This is a genomic window from Bradyrhizobium sp. SZCCHNR1043 (genome assembly GCF_032489675.1).
Taxonomy (GTDB): Bacteria; Pseudomonadota; Alphaproteobacteria; order Rhizobiales; family Xanthobacteraceae; genus Bradyrhizobium.
Genome location: NZ_JAUEYN010000011.1, coordinates 247098 through 271322 on the forward strand (window position 1 = coordinate 247098; position 24225 = coordinate 271322).

General features: G+C 66.2%; 22 protein-coding genes and 1 pseudogene. 12 read left to right on the top strand and 11 right to left on the bottom strand.

Annotation, left to right across the window (positions count from 1 at the left end):
* Nucleotides 1-30 precede the first annotated feature (30 nt).
* The gene (locus tag QX039_RS20890) at nucleotides 31-852 is read right to left on the bottom strand and encodes a sugar phosphate isomerase/epimerase family protein (RefSeq protein ID WP_315733779.1); all 822 of its coding nucleotides are present in this window, start codon (nucleotides 850-852) and stop codon (nucleotides 31-33) included.
* 229 nt (nucleotides 853-1081) lie between these two features.
* Here QX039_RS20890 and QX039_RS20895 point away from each other — a divergent pair, with 229 nt between their 5' ends.
* Nucleotides 1082-2212, top strand: a complete 1131-nt coding sequence (locus tag QX039_RS20895; RefSeq protein WP_315733777.1) for a hypothetical protein — start codon at nucleotides 1082-1084, stop codon at nucleotides 2210-2212.
* A gap of 45 nt (nucleotides 2213-2257) precedes the next feature.
* Here QX039_RS20895 and QX039_RS20900 read toward each other — a convergent pair whose 3' ends face one another.
* Both QX039_RS20900 and QX039_RS20905 read right to left on the bottom strand, forming a co-directional pair.
* Complete coding sequence (locus QX039_RS20900) at nucleotides 2258-2902, bottom strand: PQQ-binding-like beta-propeller repeat protein (RefSeq protein ID WP_315733775.1); 645 nt, start codon at nucleotides 2900-2902, stop codon at nucleotides 2258-2260.
* A 33-nt stretch (nucleotides 2903-2935) separates the two neighbouring features.
* Nucleotides 2936-4156, bottom strand: coding sequence for a helix-turn-helix domain-containing protein (locus QX039_RS20905; protein ID WP_315733773.1), 1221 nt, complete (start codon nucleotides 4154-4156; stop codon nucleotides 2936-2938).
* 86 nt (nucleotides 4157-4242) lie between these two features.
* On the opposite strand from QX039_RS20905, the gene QX039_RS20910 reads away from it, so the two are divergent.
* Both QX039_RS20910 and QX039_RS20915 read left to right on the top strand, forming a co-directional pair.
* A complete protein-coding gene (locus tag QX039_RS20910) occupies nucleotides 4243-5004 on the top strand; it encodes a DUF899 domain-containing protein (protein ID WP_315733771.1) in 762 nt (253 codons plus the stop codon).
* A 17-nt stretch (nucleotides 5005-5021) separates the two neighbouring features.
* Nucleotides 5022-5324 carry a hypothetical protein gene (locus QX039_RS20915; RefSeq protein ID WP_315733769.1) on the top strand — a complete coding sequence of 101 codons (303 nt, stop codon included), beginning with the start codon at nucleotides 5022-5024 and terminating at the stop codon, nucleotides 5322-5324.
* Here the strand turns inward: QX039_RS20915 and QX039_RS20920 are convergent.
* Nucleotides 5263-6120: a LysR substrate-binding domain-containing protein gene (locus tag QX039_RS20920; protein WP_315733767.1), complete on the bottom strand. Its 858-nt coding sequence runs from the start codon at nucleotides 6118-6120 to the stop codon at nucleotides 5263-5265. The genes QX039_RS20915 and QX039_RS20920 overlap by 62 nt on opposite strands.
* A gap of 159 nt (nucleotides 6121-6279) precedes the next feature.
* Between QX039_RS20920 and QX039_RS20925 the strand changes: the two genes are divergently transcribed.
* Nucleotides 6280-7263 (top strand): sodium-dependent bicarbonate transport family permease, encoded by a 984-nt coding sequence (locus tag QX039_RS20925; RefSeq protein ID WP_315733765.1) that lies wholly within the window; start codon nucleotides 6280-6282, stop codon nucleotides 7261-7263.
* A gap of 11 nt (nucleotides 7264-7274) precedes the next feature.
* Nucleotides 7275-7586, top strand: coding sequence for a DUF190 domain-containing protein (locus QX039_RS20930; RefSeq protein ID WP_315733763.1), 312 nt, complete (start codon nucleotides 7275-7277; stop codon nucleotides 7584-7586).
* Nucleotides 7587-7602: 16 nt separating this feature from the next.
* On the opposite strand, the gene QX039_RS20935 is transcribed toward QX039_RS20930, so the two are convergent.
* The 5 genes from QX039_RS20935 to QX039_RS20955 all read right to left on the bottom strand — a co-directional run bounded on the left by QX039_RS20935 (nucleotide 7603) and on the right by QX039_RS20955 (nucleotide 12525).
* A complete protein-coding gene (locus tag QX039_RS20935; RefSeq protein ID WP_315733761.1) occupies nucleotides 7603-8388 on the bottom strand; it encodes an ABC transporter ATP-binding protein in 786 nt (261 codons plus the stop codon).
* A complete protein-coding gene (locus tag QX039_RS20940) occupies nucleotides 8385-9158 on the bottom strand; it encodes an ABC transporter permease (protein ID WP_315735642.1) in 774 nt (257 codons plus the stop codon). The genes QX039_RS20935 and QX039_RS20940 overlap by 4 nt, the downstream gene beginning before the upstream one ends.
* Before the next feature lie 202 nt (nucleotides 9159-9360).
* Nucleotides 9361-10305, bottom strand: a complete 945-nt coding sequence (locus QX039_RS20945; protein ID WP_315733759.1) for an ABC transporter substrate-binding protein — start codon at nucleotides 10303-10305, stop codon at nucleotides 9361-9363.
* Between the two features lie 127 nt (nucleotides 10306-10432).
* Nucleotides 10433-11170, bottom strand: a complete 738-nt coding sequence (gene hutC, locus QX039_RS20950) for a histidine utilization repressor (protein ID WP_315733757.1) — start codon at nucleotides 11168-11170, stop codon at nucleotides 10433-10435.
* Entirely contained in the window at nucleotides 11167-12525 is a 1359-nt protein-coding gene (locus tag QX039_RS20955; RefSeq protein ID WP_315733755.1) for a formimidoylglutamate deiminase, read from the bottom strand. The genes hutC and QX039_RS20955 overlap by 4 nt, the downstream gene beginning before the upstream one ends.
* Nucleotides 12526-12616: 91 nt before the next feature.
* Between QX039_RS20955 and hutI the strand changes: the two genes are divergently transcribed.
* The 4 genes and pseudogenes from hutI to QX039_RS20975 form a co-directional block, all read left to right on the top strand.
* Nucleotides 12617-13831, top strand: coding sequence for an imidazolonepropionase (gene hutI / locus QX039_RS20960; protein WP_315733753.1), 1215 nt, complete (start codon nucleotides 12617-12619; stop codon nucleotides 13829-13831).
* Nucleotides 13828-15375 (top strand): histidine ammonia-lyase, encoded by a 1548-nt coding sequence (gene hutH, locus QX039_RS20965; RefSeq protein ID WP_315733751.1) that lies wholly within the window; start codon nucleotides 13828-13830, stop codon nucleotides 15373-15375. The genes hutI and hutH overlap by 4 nt, the downstream gene beginning before the upstream one ends.
* Before the next feature lie 9 nt (nucleotides 15376-15384).
* Entirely contained in the window at nucleotides 15385-17055 is a 1671-nt protein-coding gene (gene hutU, locus QX039_RS20970; RefSeq protein WP_315733749.1) for a urocanate hydratase, read from the top strand.
* Nucleotides 17056-17162: 107 nt separating this feature from the next.
* Nucleotides 17163-17300: pseudogene (locus tag QX039_RS20975) on the top strand (magnesium chelatase ATPase subunit I); the annotation flags it as partial.
* A 5-nt stretch (nucleotides 17301-17305) separates the two neighbouring features.
* On the opposite strand, the gene ppsR reads toward QX039_RS20975, so the two are convergent.
* Both ppsR and QX039_RS20985 read right to left on the bottom strand, forming a co-directional pair.
* Nucleotides 17306-18679, bottom strand: a complete 1374-nt coding sequence (ppsR, locus tag QX039_RS20980; RefSeq protein WP_315733747.1) for a transcriptional regulator PpsR — start codon at nucleotides 18677-18679, stop codon at nucleotides 17306-17308.
* A gap of 476 nt (nucleotides 18680-19155) precedes the next feature.
* The gene (locus QX039_RS20985) at nucleotides 19156-20076 is read right to left on the bottom strand and encodes a LysR family transcriptional regulator (RefSeq protein ID WP_315733745.1); all 921 of its coding nucleotides are present in this window, start codon (nucleotides 20074-20076) and stop codon (nucleotides 19156-19158) included.
* Nucleotides 20077-20212: 136 nt separating this feature from the next.
* On the opposite strand from QX039_RS20985, the gene QX039_RS20990 reads away from it, so the two are divergent.
* From QX039_RS20990 to tkt, 3 genes are read left to right on the top strand one after another with little or no spacing between them, the layout of a single operon-like run.
* Complete coding sequence (locus QX039_RS20990) at nucleotides 20213-21256, top strand: class 1 fructose-bisphosphatase (protein WP_315733743.1); 1044 nt, start codon at nucleotides 20213-20215, stop codon at nucleotides 21254-21256.
* A gap of 35 nt (nucleotides 21257-21291) precedes the next feature.
* Nucleotides 21292-22167, top strand: a complete 876-nt coding sequence (locus tag QX039_RS20995; RefSeq protein ID WP_315733741.1) for a phosphoribulokinase — start codon at nucleotides 21292-21294, stop codon at nucleotides 22165-22167.
* Nucleotides 22164-24215, top strand: a complete 2052-nt coding sequence (gene tkt / locus QX039_RS21000) for a transketolase (RefSeq protein WP_315733739.1) — start codon at nucleotides 22164-22166, stop codon at nucleotides 24213-24215. The genes QX039_RS20995 and tkt overlap by 4 nt, the downstream gene beginning before the upstream one ends.
* Nucleotides 24216-24225: the final 10 nt, after the last annotated feature.

Genomic DNA, 24225 nt, shown 5'->3' on the forward strand with positions numbered 1-24225 from the left:
AGGTTGTCCGAGAAATGAGGATGCGTTGGCTTATTGAGCGAGCTCGAGCGAGGCGAGATACGCTGCGCCGGCCTTGACGTGATCATGGTTGCGCAGTTCGAGGATCAGGCGCGGGTTGGAATTGAGTCGGGCGAGCGCGCGGAACACGGCGACCCAGCGGATATTGCCTTCGCCCGGCGCCCAGTGGCGGTCGGCGTAGCCGTCGGTGTCCTGCAGATGGACATGGGTCAGCATGTCGCCGGCAGAATCGACGTAGTAGTCGACGGGCGGCGCGCCGGTCGAATGGTGCGCGTAGTTGGCATGGCCGGTGTCGAGCGAGACCCGCACCTTGCTGCTGCCCAGCGCCTTCGCAAGTCCAACGCGATCCTGCGGGTTCTTGTCCTCGATGTTCTCGATCACGATCTCGCAGTTGGCCTGCTCGGCAGAGGCAATGACGTCGGTCAAGGTCGCCCTGACACGCTCGATCAGCGCCTCGCGATTGTCCGGCAGCATGTCGATGTTGTTGGCATCCCAGGTCGTGTACGGCGAGTGGATCACCATCTGGGTGGCGCCGAGAAATTCGGCGACCTCGAGCCCCTGCAGCAAGCGTTTGGTCACGGCGCGGCGGATCATCGGGTCGTGGCTGTCGATCTTGAAGCCCCAGAACGGGCCGTGGATGCCGAGCCGACCGGTGTGCCCGTCCAGCATCGACTTGATCTCCTTGGCGGTGCTGCGCCAGTCGCTGTCGAGAAGGTCCGCGCGGAAGAAGTCCTGGATCTCGAGATCGCGTTGACGTTGGAGCAGCCAGTCGCGATGAGCCGGAATGGACTTGACGGAGAGGGCGGCGCCGAGCACCGGCAGCGTGGTGGTCATGTCGAGGAAACCCTTTCGAGGAAGCCCTTGGCCTGCGTGAGACCCGGCAAGCGCTAGCGGAGTTCGATGACGCTCCCATGAAGGGCTGTGGAGGACGTCCGCGACATGTTGTGCCTTCGTGGGCACGAGGCCGGTCGGCCTCGCAATCCCTGGGGTAGTCGCACGTTCTTCGCTGCTACTTGACGTAGCCGCGGGAATTGCAACAATGCGGCGAAAACGGGGAACTGGGATGACGGTGCGGCGTACGATCGTTGGAACGATGCTTTCGCTCCTGGCGCTGGCGACAGCTGCGTTGAATGAGCCTGCGCATGCGAAGGGGCCTTACGGCTCCATCTCCGTCGCGGGCTGGTCGGGCGGCGCCTACACCGACGACAACACCGGAAAATTCTCGAGCTGCATCGCTTCCGCCAGCTACAAGAGCGGCATCAATTTCGGTGTTCTGGCGCTGCCGACCTTCAACTGGGCTCTCGCCTTCATCCATCCCGGCTGGTCGCTCTCGCAGGGGCAGAAGTTTCCCATCGTGCTCAGCTTCGATGGGCGCAATTCCTACAATGTCGAGGGCTCGGTATGGTCGGCCAACATGGTCGTCGTGCCGATGCCGAACGACTCCAGCCTGATCAAGGCGTTCAGGGCGGCACGGACGATGTCGGCCTTCGCGCAGGGCAATCTGTTCCAGTTCGATCTGAACGGCACGTCCGTGCTGCTGCCGTCGCTGGCGAATTGCGTGCGCATGATCAATGCCGGCGGAATGGCGGCCGCGACGAATTTCACCGTGCAGCACGGCGCTCCCTCGGCGCAGCGTCAGGGAGCGCCGCCCGCCGCCACCGCGACGACGAGCACGCAGCCGGCGCGGGCGTCGGAGGACTCTCCCGAGTTGCAATTGGAAGCGATGCAGATCGCCTCCAACTTCATTCTCAAAGCCGCGCTGTCGCATCCGGCCATTCTGGGCGGGGGCGAACGGCCAGTGTGGTTGACATCGGGCGGGGTCGCCTGGAAGGCCGACAACGCCACCGGGTTCGTTCGGATCGTGCCGCCGCAGCGGAATGTCGACGGCCTCGAAGTCGCCGCCACGATCATCGGCAACGACGCGCGCGACTGCAAGGGCAAGTTCATCTCGGCGCGCAACAGCGAACTGGTCGACAGCGCCGTCGTGTTCCGCGGCATGTCCTCCTGCGAGGACAGCGAGAAGTCGGACATCGCCGAATACTTCATCTTCCCGCGCAAGGCCGGCGGCTTCGTCCTGTTCTCGGTGGTCACGCCGACCAAGCCGGCCGGTGGCGGCGGTGGCCAGCAGCTGCAGACCCGCGAGGAAGCCAACGCCAACTTCCGCAAGGCGGCCTATACGTCGATCGGGAAATAGGGCTGCCTTCCCTTCGCTACGCCGTCCGCGGGTCGATTTGCCGGCTCACCCTCGCGACCGCTTCGGCCGCCTGACGGCGCGGACCTTGCCGCTGCCGCCGCCGCCGCAATACAGCGTCTCGCCGCCGTCGGATTCCATGCCGGAGACGCCGGTGCCAGCAGGCATGTCGAGCTGGTCGAGCACCTCGCCGGTCGCGGGATCGATGCGCCTGATGTCGCTGACGTCGTCTTCCCAGGTGCCATGCCAAAGCTCGCCATCGACCCAGGTGACGCCGGTGACGAAACGCGTGCACGGGATGCTGCGCAGGATTTGCCCGGTCGCGGGATCGATCTGGTGGATCTTGCGATCGCGATAGGCGCCGACCCAGAGCGATCCCTCGGCCCAGGCGAGCCCCGAGTCCCCGCCTCCCGACGGCGCCGGGATCGTCGCGAGCACGCGGCCATTATCGGGATCGACCTTGTGAATGCGATCTTCGGCAATCTGATAGAGGTGCCGGCCATCGAACGCCGTGCCGGCATGCGAGGGGATATCCAATGACTTCCGTACCGCGCCGTCGGCCGGATCGAACGCCTTGATGCTGTTGCCGGTCGCGATCCACACCTGCCGACCGTCATAGCTGACGCCGTTGACGCGCTCGGCGTCGTCGAACGGGCCGTACTCGCGAATGATCTCTGCGGTTGCTCGTGTCATGTCTGACATCCCACTTTTTCCGATGGACCCACGCTAGTCGAGCGACGACCACGCCGGGAGTAACAACGCGGTCGCGAATTCCGGCACGACGGGGCAGGTCCAGCGTTGCGCGCGGCCCCGACCGAACGACTGGACCCTGCCGGACGATGCCAGTCCATCGAGGGCACGCTGCACGGTTCGCTGGCTCGCGCCCAGCGCCAGCGCAAGGCCGGAGCTTGACCATGCCTCACCGTCGGCGAGGCAAGCAAGCACGGTGGCATTGTCGTCCTCGATCGGCTGTGCGAGGACGACGACGTCGTGATCGCGACACGGCACCAGGGCAAAGCCGTCGCGCGTGGCATTGATATCGGCCAGGCCATGGAGGAGCTGGCGCAACCGTCCGATCTCGACGCGCAGGCGGGCGCGGTGCGACTCGTCGGCTTCCTTGCCGCGGAATGCATGCGCGATCAGTGCGGCCCGCGGCACATCATCGGGGACCCCCTCGGCCAGCCGCCGGGCGAGTGCAAACAGCACCGGGCGCCGCGCCAGCGACACGATCTGGCTCGCCCGGCGTACCGCCAATCGGCAGGCATCGACGATCAGCACATCCGACCGGAACAGCGATTCGACGTCGTCGAGCTGCAGCAGGCGTTCCTCGCCGCGCAGGATCATCCGCGCGGCCGGCGCCGACAGCGCCGACGAGGCCCGCTCGATCTCCGCCTGGAGCTCCGGAATGCGGGCCTGCCGCGCCGACCGCGTCGCGCGCTCGAGCGCCGATCGCGCGGTCTTTGTTTGTAGACGGCGCAAGGCCAGTCCGGCGACGATCAGCTCGTAGATCGTGCGTGCGGCCGGCAGCAGCGGCGAGGGATCGAGCTCGGCGAGGCTGCGCTCGGCGTCATCGAGGTGCCCGATCAGAATCATGCGCCTGATCTCTAGGCTGCGCGCATAGGCGGCATTGGCGCGGTCGCCCTGCTGCTCCAGGGTCTCACGCGCCGCTGCGAGCGACTTGGTCGGCCAGCCGAGATCGCGCGCTGCGAGTGCGATCTCGGCCTCTGCGACGGTGCAGCGGGCGCGGGCCAGAACTGCCTTGGGGCCAAAGCTTCGCGCGGCCTGCCGCAGCAGCGCCTTCGCGCGCCCGAAATCGCCAAGCCGCGCCATCGCGATGCCGCGCAGCGCCAGCGCCGGGGGATCATCGCGCAACGCAACCCGGTTCAATGCGCCGAGCGGATCGCCCGCAGCGAGTGCCTGCGCCGCCGCTGAGATCAGCGAGTCCATGCAAATCCCGCCATACTTGTCACTCCCGGCCCCTCCCGTACCGATCCTAGTCTGAGCTGCGGTCAACACGCAAAAGGATGACGATCATGACCATGCATATCACCGGGACGCGCGAAGATTGGTTGAAGGCCCGGCTCGACCTGCTGCAAGCCGAGAAGGAACTCACCCGCCGCAGCGACGAGTTGGCGGAGCGCCGCCAGGCCCTGCCATGGGTGCGCGTCGACAAGGCCTATCGCTTCGACACCGAGGACGGACCCGCCGCGCTGCCCGACCTGTTCAGGGGGCGCTCGCAGCTGCTCGTCTATCACTTCATGTTCGGACCCGACTTCCAGGCCGGCTGCCCGTCCTGCTCGATGATTGCCGACGGCTTCAACGGCTTCCAGGTCCATCTCGCCAATCACGACGTGATGCTGTGGGCGGTGTCACGCGCGCCGCTGGCGAAGCTGAAGGCGTACAAGGCGCGGATGGGCTGGACCTTCCCGTGGGCGTCATCGGCGAGCAGCGACTTCAACTTCGACTTCAACGTCGCGATCACCGAGGAGCAGCAGCGCCGGGGCGGCACCGACTACAACTACCGCACCAGTCCTCCGCTCGGGGCTGGCGACGTGCCGGCGATGGTGGCGGAGATCGCCGCCGGCACCGGCACGGATGGCGCGACCTTCATGCGCGATCGGCCGGGCATGAGCGCCTTCATCCTTGAGGATGGTGCCGTCTATCACACCTATTCGGCCTATGCGCGCGGCCTCGATGGGCTGTGGGGCGCCTATCAATGGCTCGATCGCGCGCCGAAGGGCCGCAACGAGCAGGGCGTGTGGTGGCGCCGCCGCGACGAATACGGCAAGCGCTGACACGCAGGAGCAAAGCCATGGCGTTCTTCCACTCCAGGATGCGCGCGATGCCCGACATCGCCAATGGTCTCCGCTTCGCTGCGGCGCCGACCTTCGCGCTGATGGCCGTGCTGAACGCCATGGCGCGTGACGGCCGGTCGGACGTGATCTGCACGGCCATGCCGGCGGGCGCGCCGCTCGGCGACATGACGGTGATGTATCTGCTGATGAGCGCATTCCACCTCGTGCCATGGTTGAAGCGCGTCGGCCGCTACGTTGCTATTCGAGCGAGCGAACGATGTGCTGCTTCAGCCGTTGCGCCGGCAGCGACAGACCCTTGACCTCGAGCAGCGCGATCTCGGTGTCCTTGAGATCCGGTAGGTCATGGCCGTCGAGCACGTGCAGGCCTGCCGGCACCATATCCTTCGGCAGCACCGCGAGCCCGAGCCCTGCCTTGACTGCGGCATGCGCGCCGGACAGGGCGGCGCAGGTGTAGGAGATGCGCCATGGCTTCCTCGCTCTGTCGAGCGCCGTGGTGGCGCGCTTGCGGTAGACGCAGGGCGGCGGCGACACCACCAGCGGCACCTTCGCGCCGTGATGCAGGAAGTCGCGGCTGCCTGACACCCATACCAGCGGCTCGCGCCAGACGCGCAGGCCCTTGGCGCGCACCGATGGCTCCTGCTTGACCAGCACCAGATCGAAATCGCCGGCGCGGAAGCGGTCGACCAGGTTGAGCGTCAGGTCGCAGGTGACTTCGAGCGCGACAGACGGATAGGCCTGCGCGAATCGCGCGAGCACCTCGGGCAGATGGCGGGTCGCGAAATCCTCCGGCGTCCCCAGCCGCACCACGCCGGTCATCATCGGCTCCCCGAACCGCGCCACCGCCTCGTCGTTCAGGTCGAGCAGCTTCTGCGCGTAGTCCAGGAACAGCTTGCCCTCGGTGGTCAGTGCCACCGCGCGCGGCGAGCGCTCCAGCAGCTTGGCGTTGACCGCGCTTTCGAGCCGCCCGATCTGCAGCGAGATCGTCGATTGCTGGCGTCCGAGCCGCTCGGCGGCCTGGGTGAAGCTGCCGAGCCGCGCGATGGTCGCGAAGGTGCGCACGAGGTCGATGTCGAGATTGGTCAACGTCTTCGGCATGGGGCGGTCATGATTGAGAAACACAATGGTAAAGCTTTCAATTATCAATTTTACAAATTATCGCCCTTTGCTGCAAGTGCGGCCGGCGCCCATTGGGGGCGCCCTTGGAGGGCGGAGGCCGGCACCAGAGGCCGTCCGCCCGATGCGGAGTAGCGCTTCATGGGGCTGACCGAACTTGCGTTTCAGAATCTACTGTCGCCGATGGTACTGTTCTTCATGGTCGGCCTCGCCGCCGCGCTGGCGAAGTCCGATCTCACTGTGCCTGAGGCGGTGGCGAAGCTGCTGTCGCTTTATCTCCTGATGTCGATCGGCTTCCGCGGCGGCGTCGAGGTCGCGCATCACGGCATGAGCTGGGATCTGGTCGCCGCGATCTGCGCCGGTGTCCTGCTGTCCTATTTCACGCCGATCCTGGCCTATCTGCTGCTGACGCGAATGAGCCGGCTGTCGCCGGTCGACGCCGCGGCCGTGGCCGGACACTACGGCTCGATCTCGGCGGTGACATTTGCCGCCGTCACCGGCGCGCTCAATCTCGTGTCGTTGCCGTTCGCGGGCTACATGGTCGCGGTCGCGGCCGCGATGGAGACGCCCGCGATCGTCTCGGCGCTGCAGCTCGCGCGTCCGCATCGCAAGACTGAAACGGGGGACGGGCATTCGATGTGGCGCGAGGTGATGCTGAACGGCTCGGTGGTCACTCTGCTCGGTGCCTTCGTGGTGGGTATGATCACCGGCACCAAGGGGCTCGCGACGGTGAAGCCGTTCCTGGTCGATCTCTTCCCAGGCGTCCTCTGCGTGTTCCTGCTCGACATGGGCTTGATCGCAGGCCGCGGCCTGCAGCACGGACGCAAATATCTCAGCGTGCCGCTGTGCAGCTTCGCCGTGCTGATGCCGCTGATCGGCGCAGCGCTGGGCGCTCTGCTCGCAAGTGCCATCGGGCTATCGGCCGGCTCTGCCGCCGTGCTGATGACGCTCGCGGCGTCGGCGTCCTACATCGCCGTGCCCGCCGCGCTGCGGCTGGCGCTGCCGGAGGCCAATGCAGCGATCCCGCTGACGCTCTCGCTCGGGATCACCTTTCCGTTCAACCTGCTGGTCGGCATTCCGCTCTATATCGGCGCTGCGACGATGCTCGCCGGCGCCGTGAAATGAGGGAGGAGACGATGAAGACATTCGCCAAGAAGCGCATCGATCTGATCATCGAGATGCCGCTGCTGCGCCGGGTCACCGAGCGCTTCGACCAGGCCGGCGTGACCGGCTATTCCGTGCTGCCGGTGATCGCCGGGCGCGGCCAGTCCGGCCCCTGGTCGGCCGGCGGGCAGGTCTCGGAGGTCGGCCAGATGGCGGCGATCATGTGCATCGTCGATGGCGGCCGCGTCGATGCCGTGCTCGATGCCGTCTTTGCCGTGGTCCAGCATCAGATCGGCCTCGTCACCGTGTCCGATGTCGAGGTGGTCAGGCCCGAGCGGTTCTGATCGGGCGCGGCGGGGATTACGCCTCCGCCGCTACCTTCAGCGCCTCGGCGCGGATCTCCTCGACCAGCCGCTCCTTGAGCGCCACGAACTCCGGCGAGGTCTTGACCTTGTAGGAGCGCGGATGCGGCAGCTCGATCTTGATGTCGGCCTTGATGCGGCCGGGCCGCGCGCTCATCACCAGCACCCGGCTGCCGAGGAAGATCGCCTCCTCGATGTCGTGGGTGACGAACAGCACCGTCTTCTGGTCGCGCTCCCAGATGCCGAGCAGCATCTCCTGCATCAGCACGCGCGTCTGGTTGTCGAGCGCGCCGAACGGCTCGTCGAGCAACAGGATCTTCGGATCGTTGGCGAGCGCGCGCGCGATCGCGCAGCGCTGCTGCATGCCGCCGGAGAGCTGCTTGGGCCAGTGGTTCTCGAAGCCCTTGAGGCCGATCTGTCGGATGAAGCGATCGGCGATGGCATTGCGCTCGGCCTCCGCCACGCCGCGCTCGCGCAGGCCGAAGGCGATGTTCTCGCGCACGGTGAGCCAAGGAAACAGCGTGTAGGACTGGAACACCATGCCGCGATCGGCGCCGGGACCGGTCACCTCGCGGCCGTCGAGCAGCACCTTGCCGCTGGTCGGTTGATCGAGGCCCGCGACGATGCGCAGCAAGGTCGACTTGCCGCAACCGGAGGGCCCGAGGATGGTGACGAAGTCGTTGGTGCCGATCGTGAGCTCGACCGGCTCCAACGCGCGTGTCGGCGCATGGCCCTGGCGGGCCGGAAAGGTGCGCGTGACGTTGTTGATGACGAGCGTGGTCATGCGAGCTTCCACGGGAACAGCCAGGCGTTGAACGTCTTGAACAGGAAGTCCGAGATCAGCCCGATCAGGCCGATGACGATGATGCCGAAGATGATCTGTCCGGTGTTGAGCAGCGCCTGGCTGTCGGTGATCATGTGGCCGATGCCGGAAGACGAGCCGATCAGCTCGGCGACGATGACGTAGGTCCAGGCCCAGCCGAGCACGAGCCGCAGGATCTCGGCGATATCAGGCGCAGCGGACGGCAGCAGCACCCGGCCGATGATGCCGCGGTCGCTGGCGCCCAGCGTATACGCAGCCTCGACGAGATCGCGTCTGGTATTGCCGACAGTCACGGTGATCATCAGGATGATCTGGAACACCGAGCCGATGAAGATGATCAGAAGCTTCTGGAGCTCGCCGATGCCGGCCCACAGGATCAACAGCGGAATGAAAGCGGAGGCGGGCAGATAGCGCGCGAAGGACACGAACGGCTCGAGGAACGCCTCGACCGGCTTGTAGGCGCCCATCAGTAGGCCGAGCGGGACGGCGATGGCAGCCGCGAGCACGAACCCGCCGACGACACGCCAGACGGTCATGCCGATGTCATAGAGGAAGCCGAACTTGGTCAGCAGATCCCAGCCCTCGCGCACCATCGTCAGCGGATCGGCAAGGAAGGTCTTCGACACGTAGCCGCCGAACGTCGCCAGGGACCACGCCGCGACGAAGACGACGAAGAAGGCGAGGCCGAGCGCTGTTCTTGACCTGGCGCTGACGGGATCGAGAGGTCGGATCACGGAGAAAGGCTTTCGTGGTGGAGGCGGTACGCCCGGTGTCGCGGGCTGCTGGTGGTCGGTTCGAATAAATTCACGAGGGCATGATCTCTCCACATCGTCATTGCGAGGAGCGAAGCGACGAAGCAATCCAGAGTCGCACCCCGCCCTGGATTGCTTCGCTACGCTCGCAATGACGGATCACTCAGAGCTTAGCTCCGAGCTACTTGATGAAGCTCGCGTCGTAGAGGTCGTCGATTTTCGGGATCTGCTTGACGATGCCGACCTCGAGCAGGAGCTCAGCGGCCTCCTTGTTGAAGGTCTTGAACTCGGTCTCGAAGAACTTCTGGCTCGCGGCCTTGTCCTGCCAGCGCAGATATTTGGCGGAGTTGCCGAACTGCTCAGCCGTCTGCTTCACGTCCGCGCCCATGATCTCATAGGCCTTGGCTTGGTCCTTGGCGATCATGTCCAGCGCCTCGAAATAGCTGTCGGCAAGCGCCTTGGCGGCCTTCGGGTTCTCGGACAGGAACTTCGGTGTGCAGCCGAACGTGTCCATCACCATCGGATAATCGAGGGTGGTGGCGATGATCTTGCCCTTGTCGGGAGCGGCGCGCACCGTCGACAGATACGGCTCGTAGGTCATCGCCGCGTCGTTCTGACCGGCGACGAAGGCCTGCGCTGCGGCGGCCGGCTCCAGGTTCACGATGGTGACGTCCTTCACCGTGAGGCCGTTCTTCTTGAGCATCCAGGCCAACCCGAAATAGGGCGAGGTGCCGGGTGCAGACGCGGCGACGGTCTTGCCCTTCAGGTCCTTGATGGAAGCGATGTCGTTGCGCACGGCCATGCCGTCGGCGCCGTAGCTCTTGTCGAGCTGGAAGATCTGCTTGGTGGCGACGCCGTTGGCGTTCCAGGAGATCCAGGTCTCGACCGTAGTTGCCGCGCACTGCACGTCGCCGGCGGCGATCGCGAGGTGGCGATCCTTCTGCGGGATCTTCTTGATGGTGACGTCGAGGCCGTTCTTCTTGAAGATGCCGGCTTCCTTCGCCAGCGTCAGCGGCGCGAAGCCGGTCCAGCCGGAAATGCCGATGCCGACCTTGACGTCATCGGCGTAGGCGGTCGTCGAAGTCAGGAGCGCGGCCGTTACTGCAAGTAGCCCGAATCTGCGCATCGTCATCGTCCTTTGCGGTGGGAGGAAACTGGTCGCGCGGCTCGCGCGCCGTCAAGGCTGCGCGGTCCGCCTGCGTCTGCAAGCGTGCTTGCAAATCTCGTGCTCAGGCCGGGCGCGCTTGATCGTTTCATTCGCTGCCCCTGAACCGCGCCACAAGCCGATGCTGCTCGCCGGGATAGACCAGCCGCACCGCTGTGAGCGGCTGGTTCTGGCGCCAGGTGTGCCGCTCGATCACGAGGCAGGGTGCGCCGATCGCGATGTCGAGCCCATCGGCGATCGCCTCGTCGGCGACGATGGCGCTGATCGCATGCTCCGCTTCGGTCCATGGCACGTGATGTAGCAGCCAGGAGCCGGGCGGATCGACCTTGAAATTGGCCTTGGCCGCGTCGGGGACGGCATCGAGGTCGATCAGGCGATCCTCGATCGCGAATGGCAAATTGTCGGCGCTGTGCCGGCAGCGGATCGCGATCACCTTGCATGGCGTCTTGACGCCGAGGCGCTCGCGATCGGCCGCGTTGGCGGTGCGGCGCGTCGATGAGATCAGCTCGTAGCCATAGGCGCGGCCGAGCGCGCCGATCTCGGCGCGGATGTCGGGGATCTTCAGCACGGCCGACAGGAATTGCGGCCGCCGCACGAAAGTGCCGGCGCGCCGCCGCCGCTCGATCAGGTCGGCCTGGGCAAGCTCCGACAGCGCCTTGTTCACGGTCATGCGCGAGCAACCATAGTGCTCCATGATCTCGTGCTCGAACGGGATGCGATGGCCCGGCGGCCATTCGCCGGTCAGAATGCGGCGCTCGATGTCGTGCCGGATCTTCTTGTAGAGCGTACCGGCTCCCGGCTTGGCGCGATCCTCGGCGAGGCTCATGCGAGCAGCCTCCGCACGGCCCTGTTGAAGCCGCGCCGGGCCGTGTCGCGCGAACGATGGTGGCCGCCCTGGACGACCTTGGCGCCGCCGGCCCAGACGCAGTCGATCGCGTCGTTCGACGTCGCGAAGATCCAGCCGTCGAGCAGCGCATCTTGCGTCCGCCCCGCGAGCGAAGGATGCGTCAGATCGAACGTGACGATGTCGGCACGGCCGCCCACCTGCAGCCCGGCGAGAGATTGCGCCAGCGCCTGCGCGCCGCCGGCGAGCGCGGCATCGAGAAGCGTGCGGCCCGTCGACGCATCCGGACTTGACGTCAGCACGTTGCGCTCGCGATGCGTCAGCCGCTGGCCGTATTCGAGCTGGCGCAACTCATCGCTCACGCCGACCAGCACGTTCGAGTCGGTGCCTACGCCGATGCGTCCACGCGCGCGCAAGAAGTCGCGCGCCGGGAAGATGCCGTCGCCGAGGCTGGCTTCGGTGATGGGGCAAAGGCCGGCCGTCGCGCCGCTGCTCGCGAGTGCCGCCGTTTCATCCGGCGTCATGTGCGTCGCGTGGATCAGGCACCAGCGAGCATCGACGGCATGATGATCGAGCAGCCATTGCACGGGACGCTGCGCCGACCAGGCCAGGCAGTCCTCGACCTCCTTGACCTGCTCGGCGGCGTGAATGTGGATCGGGCCGCCGTCCGCAAGCGGCAACAGCGTGCTCAGCTCATCCGGCGCGACGGCGCGCAGGCTGTGCGGCGCGATGCCGAGATTGGCGCCGGCAAGAGTGCTGATAGCCCTGCGCGACGCCGCGAGCAGCCTCTCGAAGCGATCGACATCGCAGATGAAGCGCCGCTGTCCCTCATGCGGCGCGGCGCCGCCGAACCCGCCATGCGCATAGAAGCTCGGCAGCAGCGTCAGGCCGATGCCGGATGATTGAGCTGCACCGGCGATGCGCACCGCCATCTCGGCGATGTCGGCGTAAGGCGTGCCATCGCGATCATGATGCAGATAATGGAATTCGCCGACCCGCGTAAAACCGCGCTCCAGCATCTCGACATAGAGCAGCGTCGCGACCGCCTCGACATCGTCAGGGCTCATCGCCAGCGCGAAGCGATACATCGTCTCGCGCCAGGTCCAGAACGTGTCGGTGGAAGGACCGCTGATCTCGGCAACCCCTGCCATGCCGCGCTGGAACGCGTGACTGTGCAGGCTGGCGATGCCGGGGATCGCGACCTCATGTTGCTCGTCGGCGGAGGTCGGAGGCACGCCCGCGGTGACCGACGCGATTGTGCCGTTGCTGATGACGACCTGCACGTCCTCGGCCCAACCCTTGGGCAGAAGCGCGGATGCGAAGTGCAGTGACGCCATGATCGATAAGCCCGCTGGACAGGACGGCGGAAGCGAGTTTATGTATAGACATATCGCCCGTCAAGCTTTCGTGAAGTTGGGAGGCAGCAGCATGGCCGAGCGCTTCGATCGGATCTGGCACAATGCGCGGCTCGCGACGCTGCGCGAGGGGCAGCCGGGCCTCGGCGTGATCGAGCAGGGCGTGGTGGCCGCGCGCGGCGGCCGCATCGCCTTTGCCGGCCCGCAGTCCGATTTTCCAGCCAATGCGGATGCGCCCGAGCGCATCGATTGCGAGGGCCGCTGGATCACGCCGGGCCTCGTCGATTGTCACACCCATCTCGTCTACGGCGGCGACCGCGCCCATGAGTTCGAGCTGCGCTTGGCGGGCGCGAGCTATGAGGAGATCGCCCGCGCTGGCGGCGGCATCGTCTCGACCGTCGCTGCAACGCGCGCCGCCAGCGAGGAGGCGCTGGTTGCAAGCGCTCTGCCGCGGCTCGATGCACTGCTCGCCGAGGGCGTCACCACGATCGAGATCAAGTCCGGCTATGGCCTGGAAACCGCAACCGAGCTGCGGCAATTGTCCGCAGCCCGCGCGCTCGGCAGCCGGCGGCCGGTCGGCGTGCGCACCAGCTTTCTCGGCGCCCACGCGCTGCCGGTGGAGGCTGGCGGCGACAAGGACCGCTACATCGATCTCGTCTGCAATGAGATGCTGCCGGCGGTCGCAAGGTCGGGCCTCGCCGATGCCGTCGATGCGTTCATGGAGAACATCGCCTTCTCTCACGCGCAAACGTCGCGGGTATTTGCCGCGGCGAAAGCGCTCGGCCTGCCGGTCAAGCTGCATGCCGACCAGCTGTCCAATCTCGGTGGCGCTGCGCTCGCCGCCGAATTCGGCGCGCTCTCGGCCGATCATCTCGAGCACACCGACGATGCCGGCGCCGCCGCGATGGCGCGCGCCGGCACGGTCGCAGTGCTGCTGCCCGGTTCCTACTACTTCATCCGCGAGACGCAGAAGCCGCCGGTCGAGCTGTTCCGCAAACATGGCGTGAAGCTCGCGCTCGCCACCGACTGCAATCCAGGCTCGTCGCCTTTGACCTCGCTGCTGCTCACGATGAACATGGCCGCGACCTTGTTTCGCATGACCGTCGACGAGTGTCTTGCCGCAGTGACGCGCGAAGGCGCCCGCGCACTTGGTCTGTCGGCTGAGACCGGCACGCTCGACGCCGGCAAATGGTGCGATCTCGCGATCTGGGACATCAGCCGCCCGGCGGAGCTGGTTTACCGCATGGGCTTCAATCCGCTGCATCAGCGTGTCTGGAGGGGCGAATGAGCACGATCATTGCGGCGCCCGGCCGCGTCGGCCTCGACGATCTCGCGCAGATCTATGCGGGAGCTGCGGTCGTGCTCGAGCCTTCCTATTGGCCTGATGTCGATGCGGCGGCCGCGATCGTCGCCAGGGCGGCGCAAGGCGCCGAGCCGGTCTATGGTATCAACACCGGCTTCGGCAAGCTGGCCTCGAAGCGCATTCCGCCCGATCAGACCGCGCAGCTCCAGCGCAACCTCATCCTCTCGCATTGCTGTGGCGTCGGCCCGGCGGCGCCCGAGCCGGTCGTGCGGCTGATGATGGCGCTGAAGATCATCTCGCTCGGCCGCGGCGCCTCGGGCGTGCGGCGCGAGATCGTCGAACAGCTCCAGGCGATGTTGGCGCGCGGCGTGTCTCCGTTCGTGCCGCAGCAGGGCTCTGTCGGCGCCTCCGGCGATCTGGCGCCGCTCGCGCACATGACGGCGGTCATGATCGGCGAGGGCCAGGCCTTCCACGATGGCCGGCTGGTGCCCGGGCGCGAGGCGCTGGCGCACGCCGGCCTGACGCCGGTCACCCTCGGGCCGAAGGAAGGCCTCGCGCTGATCAACGGCACGCAGTTCTCGACGGCCTATGCGCTCGCCGGCCTGTTGCGCGCGCATGATCTGCTCAACGCCGCGTTGGTGACCGGCGCGCTGTCGGTCGATGCCGCGATGGCCTCGACCGCGCCGTTCCGCCCCGAAATCCAGGCGCTGCGCGGTCATCCCGGTCAGATCGCAGCCGGCCGCGTGCTGACGGAGCTGCTCGACGGCAGCGCCATTCGTCTGTCGCATCTCGAAGGCGACGAGCGGGTGCAGGATCCGTATTGCCTGCGCTGCCAGCCGCAGGTCGCCGGCGCCGCGCTCGATCTGTTGACGCAGGCGGCGCACACGCTGGTGACCGAAGCCAATGCCGTCACCGACAATCCGCTGGTGCTGGTCGGGACCGGAGAGATCATCTCCGGCGGCAACTTCCATGCCGAGCCGGTGGCGTTCGCTGCGGACGAGATCGCGCTGGCGCTGTCCGAGCTCGGCGCGATCAGCGAGCGGCGCATCGCCACGCTGGTCGATCCCGCGCTGAATTTCGGCCTGCCGCCGTTCCTCACGCCGGAGCCGGGCTTGAACTCCGGCTTCATGATCGCGGAGGTCACCGCGGCGGCGCTGTTCGCCGAGAACAAGCAGCGCGCGCTGCCATGCTCGATCGACTCCACGCCGACCAGCGCCAACCAGGAAGATCACGTCTCGATGGCCGCGCATGCGGCGCGGCGATTGCACGACATGGCTGACAATCTCGCTGCCATCATCGGCATCGAGCTGCTCGTCGCCGCCCAAGGCATCGAGCTGCGAGCGCCGCACGGCACCAGCGCGGCGCTGTCTGCTGTCATTGCCGCGCTGCGCGCGCATGTGCCGGCGCTGGTGCACGACCGCTACATGGCCGACGATCTCGCCAAGGCGGCCGCGCTCGTCGGTGGCGGTGTGTTGGCCACGGTTGCAACGCATGCACTCGGACGCGATCCGTTTCCCAAGCTTGGATGAGAGGGACCCATGAACCGACGCCTGGACAATGCGCGGGTGATCCGCGCCCCCATTGGCAGCGACATCAGCGCCAAGAGCTGGCTCACCGAAGCGCCCTTGCGCATGCTGATGAACAATCTCGATCCTGATGTGGCCGAGAAGCCGAGCGAACTGATCGTCTATGGCGGCATCGGCCGCGCCGCGCGCGACTGGGACAGTTTTGATCGCATCGTCGAATCCTTGCGCAAGCTGGAGGCGGATCAGACACTGGTCGTGCAATCCGGCAAGCCGGTCGGCATCTTCCGCACCCATCCGGATGCGCCGCGCGTCCTGATCGCCAACTCCAACATCGTGCCGCATTGGGCGACGCTCGATCATTTCAACGCGCTCGATAAAATGGGCCTGATGATGTACGGCCAGATGACGGCCGGCTCCTGGATCTACATCGGCAGCCAGGGCATCGTGCAGGGCACCTACGAGACCTTCGTCGAAGTCGGTCGACGTCACTACGACGGCGATCTCTCGGGCAAGTGGATCCTGACCGCCGGCCTCGGCGGCATGGGCGGCGCGCAGCCGTTGGCTGCCACGATGGCTGGCGCCTCGATGCTCGCCGTCGAATGCCAACCGAGCCGCATCGAGATGCGGCTGCGCACCGGCTATCTCGATCGCCAGGCCGCCACGCTCGACGAGGCGCTGGCGCTGATGGCGGAGGCCGCGACGACGAAGAAGGCGGTCTCGGTCGGCCTGCTCGGCAATGCTGCCGAGATCTTCCCGGAGCTCGTGCGCCGCGGCGTGCGCCCCGACATCGTCACCGACCAGACCAGCGCGCATGATCCGATCAACGGCTATCTGCCGAAGGGCTGGACGCTGGCCGAGTGGGAGGCCAAGCGCGCGTCGGAGCCGAAGGCCGTCGAGCAGGCGGCGAAGACCTCGATGGTCGGCCACGTCCAGGCGATGCTGGATTTCCACGCCATGGGCATCCCGACGCTCGACTACGGCAACAACATCCGCCAGATGGCGAAGGACATGGGCCTCGCCAACGCGTTCGATTTTCCGGGCTTCGTGCCGGCGTATATTCGCCCGTTGTTCTGCCGCGGCATCGGCCCGTTCCGCTGGGCTGCGCTGTCGGGTGATCCGCAAGACATCTACAAGACCGATGCCAAGGTGAAGGAGCTGCTGCCGGACAACAAGCACCTGCACAATTGGCTCGACATGGCGAGGCAGCGCATCAAGTTCCAGGGGCTGCCGGCGCGGATCTGCTGGGTGGGGCTCGGCGATCGTCATCGCCTCGGGCTTGCGTTCAACGAGATGGTCGCCCGTGGCGAATTGAAGGCGCCGATCGTGATCGGGCGCGACCATCTCGACTCCGGCTCGGTCGCGAGCCCGAACCGCGAGACTGAGGCGATGAAGGACGGCTCGGATGCCGTTTCGGACTGGCCGCTGCTCAACGCGCTCCTGAATTGCGCGAGCGGCGCGACCTGGGTGTCGCTGCATCATGGCGGCGGGGTTGGCATCGGGTATTCGCAGCATGCCGGCATGGTGATCGTCGCCGATGGCACGGCCGACGCCGCGCGGCGGCTGGAGCGCGTGTTGTGGAACGATCCGGCCACCGGCGTGATGCGCCATGCCGATGCCGGCTACGAGGACGCTATCGCGTGCGCCGAGGCCTACGGCCTCGACCTGCCGAGCCTGGCACGCTGAGGGCGTGCATTCCTCACGGGTTGAAGTGCGGCCCCTGATTGTGATCTCATGCTGACAACGCGACGGGAACTCGTCGCGGTGCAGGGGAAGCTCATGGGGATCGCCTTCCGTTCTCGGCCATCGTCGGCCAGGACGAAATGAAGCTGACGCTGATGATCGCTGTCGTCGATCCGAAGGTCGGCGGCGTGCTGGCCTTTGGCGATCGCGGCGCCGGCAAGTCGACCGCGGTCCGCGCGCTCGCAGCGGGCAACTAGCTCCCCTTTTCGGTTTCCTCGTCGTCGCTTTCTTCTGGTTGGCTGAGGTCATACCGATCGAGCTTGGCGTAAAGGCTTTGGCGGCTGAGACCAAGAATTTCGGCGGCCGACGTCCGATTCCCATTGGCGAGCTCGAGCGCCGCACGGACGTAATGCTGTTCAACGACCTCGACCGTGCTCTTCACCAGCTTGCGCAGCGGAGTCTTGCCGACGGATTCGTTCAGGGCGGCCAGCGCGACCCTGAGGTTGTCATGCTCCGCAGTCGGCAACAGCCGCCTGGCGACGTTGCGCAGCACCAGCGCAATCCGGGGATGGCCGTCCAGACCATAGGCCGCAGCCGAGATCTCGACCTCCGTTTCGGTGCCGAGCTCGCCTTGGATCGTCGTGGATAGCAGCCGAACGGTGCCGTGGCGCTCGACGTTGGAGATCAGGACCGAAAGGTCGGCGCCCGGGCGCGTCAACCAGCGGCTCAGCTTCTCGCCGATGACCGCCTCCGTCGACCCGATCTCGACCAGTTCCAGAAACGCGCGATTCGCGCGCTTGATGGCACCACCGCCGTCGATGCTGATGACGGCGTCGGGGAGGCTGTCGATCAGCGCTTCGGGATTGTCCGGCACGAGGCCAGGCTGCGCAGCCTTGCCGATCGGCGCCATCTGCAGCAGGAACATCGGCCCGGTATTGCTGGTCATCAGGGATCCCCTGAGCATCCAGGGGACGGCCTCTGCGCCGAGATGGACCACGATGCCGGGCGCCTTGCCCTGGTCGCGCACGCGTCTCAGCATCTGTTCAACCAGCTCGCGGTCAGTGGCTGGAATCTCCTGCAGAAGCTCGCGGCCGACCAGATTGTCCCTGCGGCGGCCGGATGCCCCCAGCGCGGAGGCCGCGGTCCGGTTGGCTTCGACGATGCGCAGATCCCGGACCTTCGTCAGCAGTACGGCCTCGTTGGAATCCTCGATCACGAGCCGGTAGCGCGTTTCGATCTCGCGCAGCTTCCAATAGTCGCGCTCGATGGTCTGCTGGGCCGAGATCAGCCGGGCCTGCAGCTCGGCCACGGCCTGCAGGTTCTTGCCGATCGCGAGCATGCCAGCCCGACCGCCGAGCAGTACAGTCGTGAATTCCATCGGAAGTTCGAGGCCGCTGGGGAAGCGCTGCGTGATCTGGCGGAATGCGGAAATGCCGGTCCGCTTGGTGTCCTGCATGATGCGTTCGATCTTCTCGCTCGCACCGTCGACGATCTCGGACCAGGGACGGCCAAGCCACACGTCGACATTTTCGGATGACATGTTGGGAGACAGCGTCGCCTCACGGATCACGCCGTCCATGTCGAGCAGTAATGTCACGTCGGCGCGTGGACCGTGAAATTCGGCCATGGTCTAGGCACCCGTTGGAGACGCTCAAGGACCACGGCCGACGCCGTCGGCGCGCATCTTGAAGGCGCTAGGTCGCATCCCGCTAACGTCTTGAGAGACTCGACAGTCCATGCTGCGCCCTCAGTGTCAAGGCTTATTTACAAGTACATACTTCCAACTGTATCCCTGCGCCCGCCGCATGCTCAAACTGCGGCTTGACCGCTCGTTTTCAGCGATCATTTCATCGACACATGGCATGACAAGTATTCATTGCACTAATCACTGTAAGGGATAGCTGCGCGAGGACTCGGAAAATCGCGACAACGCAGGATGCTGAGAGCGGGTGTGGTTGCGACGGTCGTGTTGGCAATTTCGGCCGACGGCACTCTCGGCGATCTGGGCCGAGATGGGGCTGGCGCAGGCCGCGTGAGGTCTGGTGCGCGCGCACATCGACGTGCGCGCGCACGGTGCCACCACGCCGGTCCCTCACCGTGCCGTCAACGGGGCAGGAACCGTGCGCCCTCCTTGCCGAGGAAATCCAGCATGGCCTGCGCCGGCGGCAGCAGCAGCTTGTCGGCGCGCCGTACCGCATGCCATTGCCGGATCACGGGCAGTCCGGGCACCTTCAAGGTGACCAGGCGGCCCTCGCCGAGCTCGTGCGACACCGTGTGCTGCGAGATGAAGGCGATGCCGAGGCCGGCGATGACGGCCTGCTTGATGGTCTCGTTGCTGTCCATCTCCATGCTGGTCTTGAGATGCAGACCGTGCTTCTCCAGGAAGGTCTCCATCAGCATGCGGGTTCCCGAGCCGCTCTCGCGCGTGATGAACACCTCGCCCGCGAGCTCTGCGGCCGCGATCCGTTTTCGGCGCGCGAGCCGGTGCCCCGCCGGCGCGACGATGACATGCGGATGCTTGCCCATCGGCCGCATGTCGACGGGAATGTCCGCCGGCGGCCGTCCCATGATGGCGATGTCGAGATCGTATCCTCTGAGCGCTTCGCGGATGGTGTCGCGATTGCCGATCCGCAGGGTGACGTCGATCTTGGGGAACCGTCGCGAGAATTCCGCTATGGCGAAGGGAACGAAATATTTCGCCGTGCTGACCGCGCCGATCGCGACCCTGCCGCCGCTGCGCCCCGCCAAAATGTCGAGCGCCTGCTCGCAATCCTGCAGCGCCGCCTCGACGCGTTCGGCCAGCGCCAGCACGCTGCGTCCGGCTTCGGTGAGAATCATGCCGTCGGTGGTGCGCTGGATCAGCGGCAGGCCGGCGAGCTCCTGAAGGTTGCGAATTTGCAGCGTGACCGCAGGCTGCGTCAGGTGAAGACGGCCGGCCGCGGAGGTGACCGATCCGGACTCCTGCACGGCTGCGAGCGCGCGCAGCTGGCGAATGGTGAGGTCGCGTGAGAAGCGCCGGCTCATGGAACCCTCGATATAAGGAAAACTTTTGTCGATCCAAAGATAATGAAATTTCCCTAATCACGCAAACCGGGCCTTGATGGGGGTGCGGCACGACCCCTTCGTGCCGCACGCATCAAGCTCTCCAAAGAATGGGCTGATGGCAAGGGAGTGGCCCATGGATCATCATCAGACATTGCAGGCACATCTGGCGGCGCAGGGTGCCGACGCCGATTGTGCCGCGGTCATCGAGGCTCTGGCCGAGGCGGCGCGCGAGCTCGCGCGGCAGATCGCTATCGCGCCGCTGTCCGGCGTCGACGAAGGCGCCGCCACCGTGAACGCCGACGGCGACGTCCAGAAGGCGCTCGACATCGTCGCCGACAATCTGATGCGGGATGCGCTGCGCCGGGCTCCTGTCGCGGGCATCCTGTCCGAAGAGGTCGATCGGCCGGAAACGGTCAACGCTGCTGCCCCACTTTGCGTGGCGATCGACCCGCTCGACGGCTCCTCGAACCTGCAGAACAACATCTCGGTCGGCACCATCTTCTCGATCCGGCCGCGCGGCCGCGACGTGCTCTCCAGCTTCTTCGAGCCCGGCACCGCGCAGCGTGCCGCCGGCTTTTTCGTCTACGGACCGCAGACCTGCCTGGTGCTCGCGATCGACCGCCGCGTCGATCTCTACGTCCTGCATCCGACCTTGCACGAGTTCATGCTCGCCAAGTCCGGAATCCGCATCCCGCAGGATACGCCGGAGTTCGCCATCAACGCCTCGAACCGCCGGCACTGGAGCGGGACGGTGCGCAACTATGTCGACGAATGCCTGGCGGGCGCCGCGGGCCCGCGCGGCCGCGACTTCAACATGCGTTGGATCGCCTCGCTGGTCGCCGAGGCCTATCGCATCCTGATGCGCGGCGGCGTGTTCCTCTATCCGGCCGACTCCCGCCCCGGCTATCGTGAGGGCCGGCTGCGGCTGGTCTACGAGGCGCATCCGATGGCGCTGATCATGGAATGGGCCGGCGGCTCGGCCTCGAGCGGCCGTTCGCGCATTCTCGAACTGTCGGCGCGCTCGCCGCATCAGCGCGCGCCGCTGATCATGGGCGACGTTCGCCTTGTCCGCGACGTCGACCAGCTGCATGAGGGTGTCGAGCCGCTGTTCGAAACCAGCGATGCGCCCCTGTTCGCGCGGCGCGGCCTGTTCCGCTGAGCCTGCCTGCCGAACGCGCCTTCCGGAGAAAAGTCATGTCACGTCGTCATCCCATCATCTCGATCACGGGCTCGTCGGGCGCCGGCACCACGTCCGTCAAGAAGACCTTCGAGAACATCTTCCGCCGCGAGAACGTCAAGGCGGCCTACATCGAGGGCGATGCCTTCCATCGCTACAATCGCGAGGAGATGCGCCGCAAGATGGTCGAGGAGGCCGAACTCGGCAACAAGCACTTCAGCCATTTCAGCCCCGACACCAACCTGTTCGAGGAGCTCGAGAAGACCTTCCGCGACTACTCCGAGACCGGCACGGGCATGACGCGCCACTACGTCCATGACGAGGAGGAGGCGCGGCTCTACGACACAAGGCCCGGCAACTTCACCGACTGGACGCGGCTGCCGGAAGAGTCCGATCTTCTGTTCTACGAAGGCCTGCATGGCGCTGTCGTCACCGAGACGGTCAACATTGCCCAGCATGCGGACCTCAAGATCGGTGTTGTTCCGGTCATCAATCTCGAATGGATCCAGAAGCTGCACCGCGACCGTGCCTCGCGCGGCTATACCACCGAGGCGGTCACCGACACGATCCTGCGGCGCATGCCGGACTATGTGAACTACATCATTCCGCAATTCTCCGAGACCGACATCAACTTCCAGCGGGTGCCGACCGTCGATACGTCGAATCCCTTCATCGCGCGCTGGATTCCCACGCCCGACGAGTCGATGGTCGTCATCCGTCTGAAGAATCCGCGCGGCATCGACTTTCCCTATCTGCTCTCGATGATCCAGGGCAGCTTCATGTCGCGCGCGAATTCGATCGTGATCCATGGTTCCAGGCTCGATCTCGCCATGCAGCTCATTCTCACCCCCATGATCATGCAACTGATGGACCGAAAGAGGCGCACGCTATGACCGCCACCGCCGTGCAGACGCTGGCCCCCAAGACTGATAGCAAGACCGATATCAAGGCCGATCCCAGCCATGCGGAGATGGCGAATGCCATCCGCTTCCTCGCGATCGACGCCGTCGAAAAGGCGAAGTCGGGCCACCCCGGCATGCCGATGGGCATGGCCGATGTCGCCACTGTGCTGTATCAGCGCTTCCTGAAGTTCGATCCCGCCGATCCGGCCTGGCCCGATCGCGACCGGTTCGTGCTGTCGGCCGGACACGGCTCTATGCTGCTCTATGCGCTGCTGCATCTGACCGGCTACGAGGCGGTCACGATCGATGAGCTGAAGAAGTTCCGGCAATGGGGCGCCAAGACGCCCGGGCATCCGGAATATGGCCACACGCCGGGCGTCGAGACCACGACCGGTCCGCTGGGGCAGGGCATCGCGACGGCGGTCGGCATGGCGCTCGCCGAGCGCCTGATGAACGCGCGCTATGGCAACGATCTGGTCGATCACTACACCTATGTGATCGCCGGCGACGGCTGCCTGATGGAGGGCATCAGTCACGAGGCGATCTCGCTCGCGGGGCATCTCAAGCTGAATCGTTTGATCGTGCTGTTCGACGACAACGGCATCTCGATTGACGGCTCGACCGGACTGGCATGCTCCGACGATCAGCTCGCGCGCTTTGCCGCCTCTGGCTGGACGACCTGCCGCATCGACGGCCATGATCCGGAAGCGATTGCTGCGGCGATCGCAGCGGCGCGGCAGAGCGATCGTCCCAGCATGATCGCGTGCCGGACGACGATCGGCTTCGGTTCACCCGGACGGCAGGGCTCGGAGAAGGCGCATGGCGCGCCGCTCGGGCCGGAGGAGGTCGAGAAGACCCGCGCGGCACTGCACTGGCCCCACCGTCCGTTCGAGGTGCCGGCCGACGTGCTGGTGAGCTGGCGCGAGATCGGCGCGCGCGGCCGCAGCGTGCGCCAGGCCTGGAAGGAGCGTGCGCGCAAGCTGTGCACCGCGGACCGGTCGCCCTGCCACGACGCGCTGAACAAGAAGCTTCCGGCCACCTATACCGAGCGCATGGCGCAGTTCATCGCGCAGCTCACGGCCGAGCGGCCGAAGATCGCCACCCGCCAGGCCTCGCAGAACGTCATCGATGTCATTGCGACGGTGCTGCCCAATCTGCTCGGTGGCTCGGCGGATCTCACTCACTCCAACCTCACGAAGGCAAAGACACACAAGTCCGTCACGCCCGCGACCATGGACGGCAACTACATCCACTATGGCGTGCGCGAGCATGCGATGGCCGCGGCCATGAACGGCATCGCGCTGCATGGCGGCTTCATTCCCTATGGCGGCACCTTCCTCGCGTTCGCCGACTACAGCCGGCCGGCGATTCGCCTGGCCGCGCTGATGGGCATCCGCGTCATCCACGTCATGACCCACGATTCCATCGGCCTCGGCGAGGACGGCCCGACGCATCAGCCGGTCGAGCATGTCGCGAGCTTGCGGGCCATTCCGAACCTCCTGGTATTCCGCCCGGCCGACGCGGTCGAGACGGCGGAAGCCTGGGATTGCGCGCTGCGTGCGGAGACCTCGCCGTCAGTGCTGTGCCTGTCGCGGCAAGCCTTGCCGGCCTTCCGCACCGAGGCATCGGATCACAACAAGGTAGCGCTCGGCGCTTACGTGGTCATCGAGCCCGAGGCCGGTCGCGACGTAACTTTGATTGCGACCGGCTCGGAGGTGACCATCGCGCTGGAGGCGGCCAGCCTGCTGGCGGCCGAAGGCGTCCAGGCGGCGGTGGTGTCGGCGCCGTGCTTCGAGTTGTTCCGCAAGCAGTCGGCAGAGTATCGCGCCGAGGTGCTCGGCCATGCGCCGCGCATCGGGGTCGAAGCTGCGATCGAGGGCGACTGGGCGCGCTGGCTCGGTGATGCCGGCGAGTTCGTCGGCATGCAGGGCTTTGGCGCCTCGGCGCCGGCCGAGGTGCTGTACCGCGAATTCGGCATCACGCCTGCGGCGGTCGCCGATGCGGCCATGCGCAACATCATCCGGGCGCGGGCTTCCTGAGCCGCGTCGC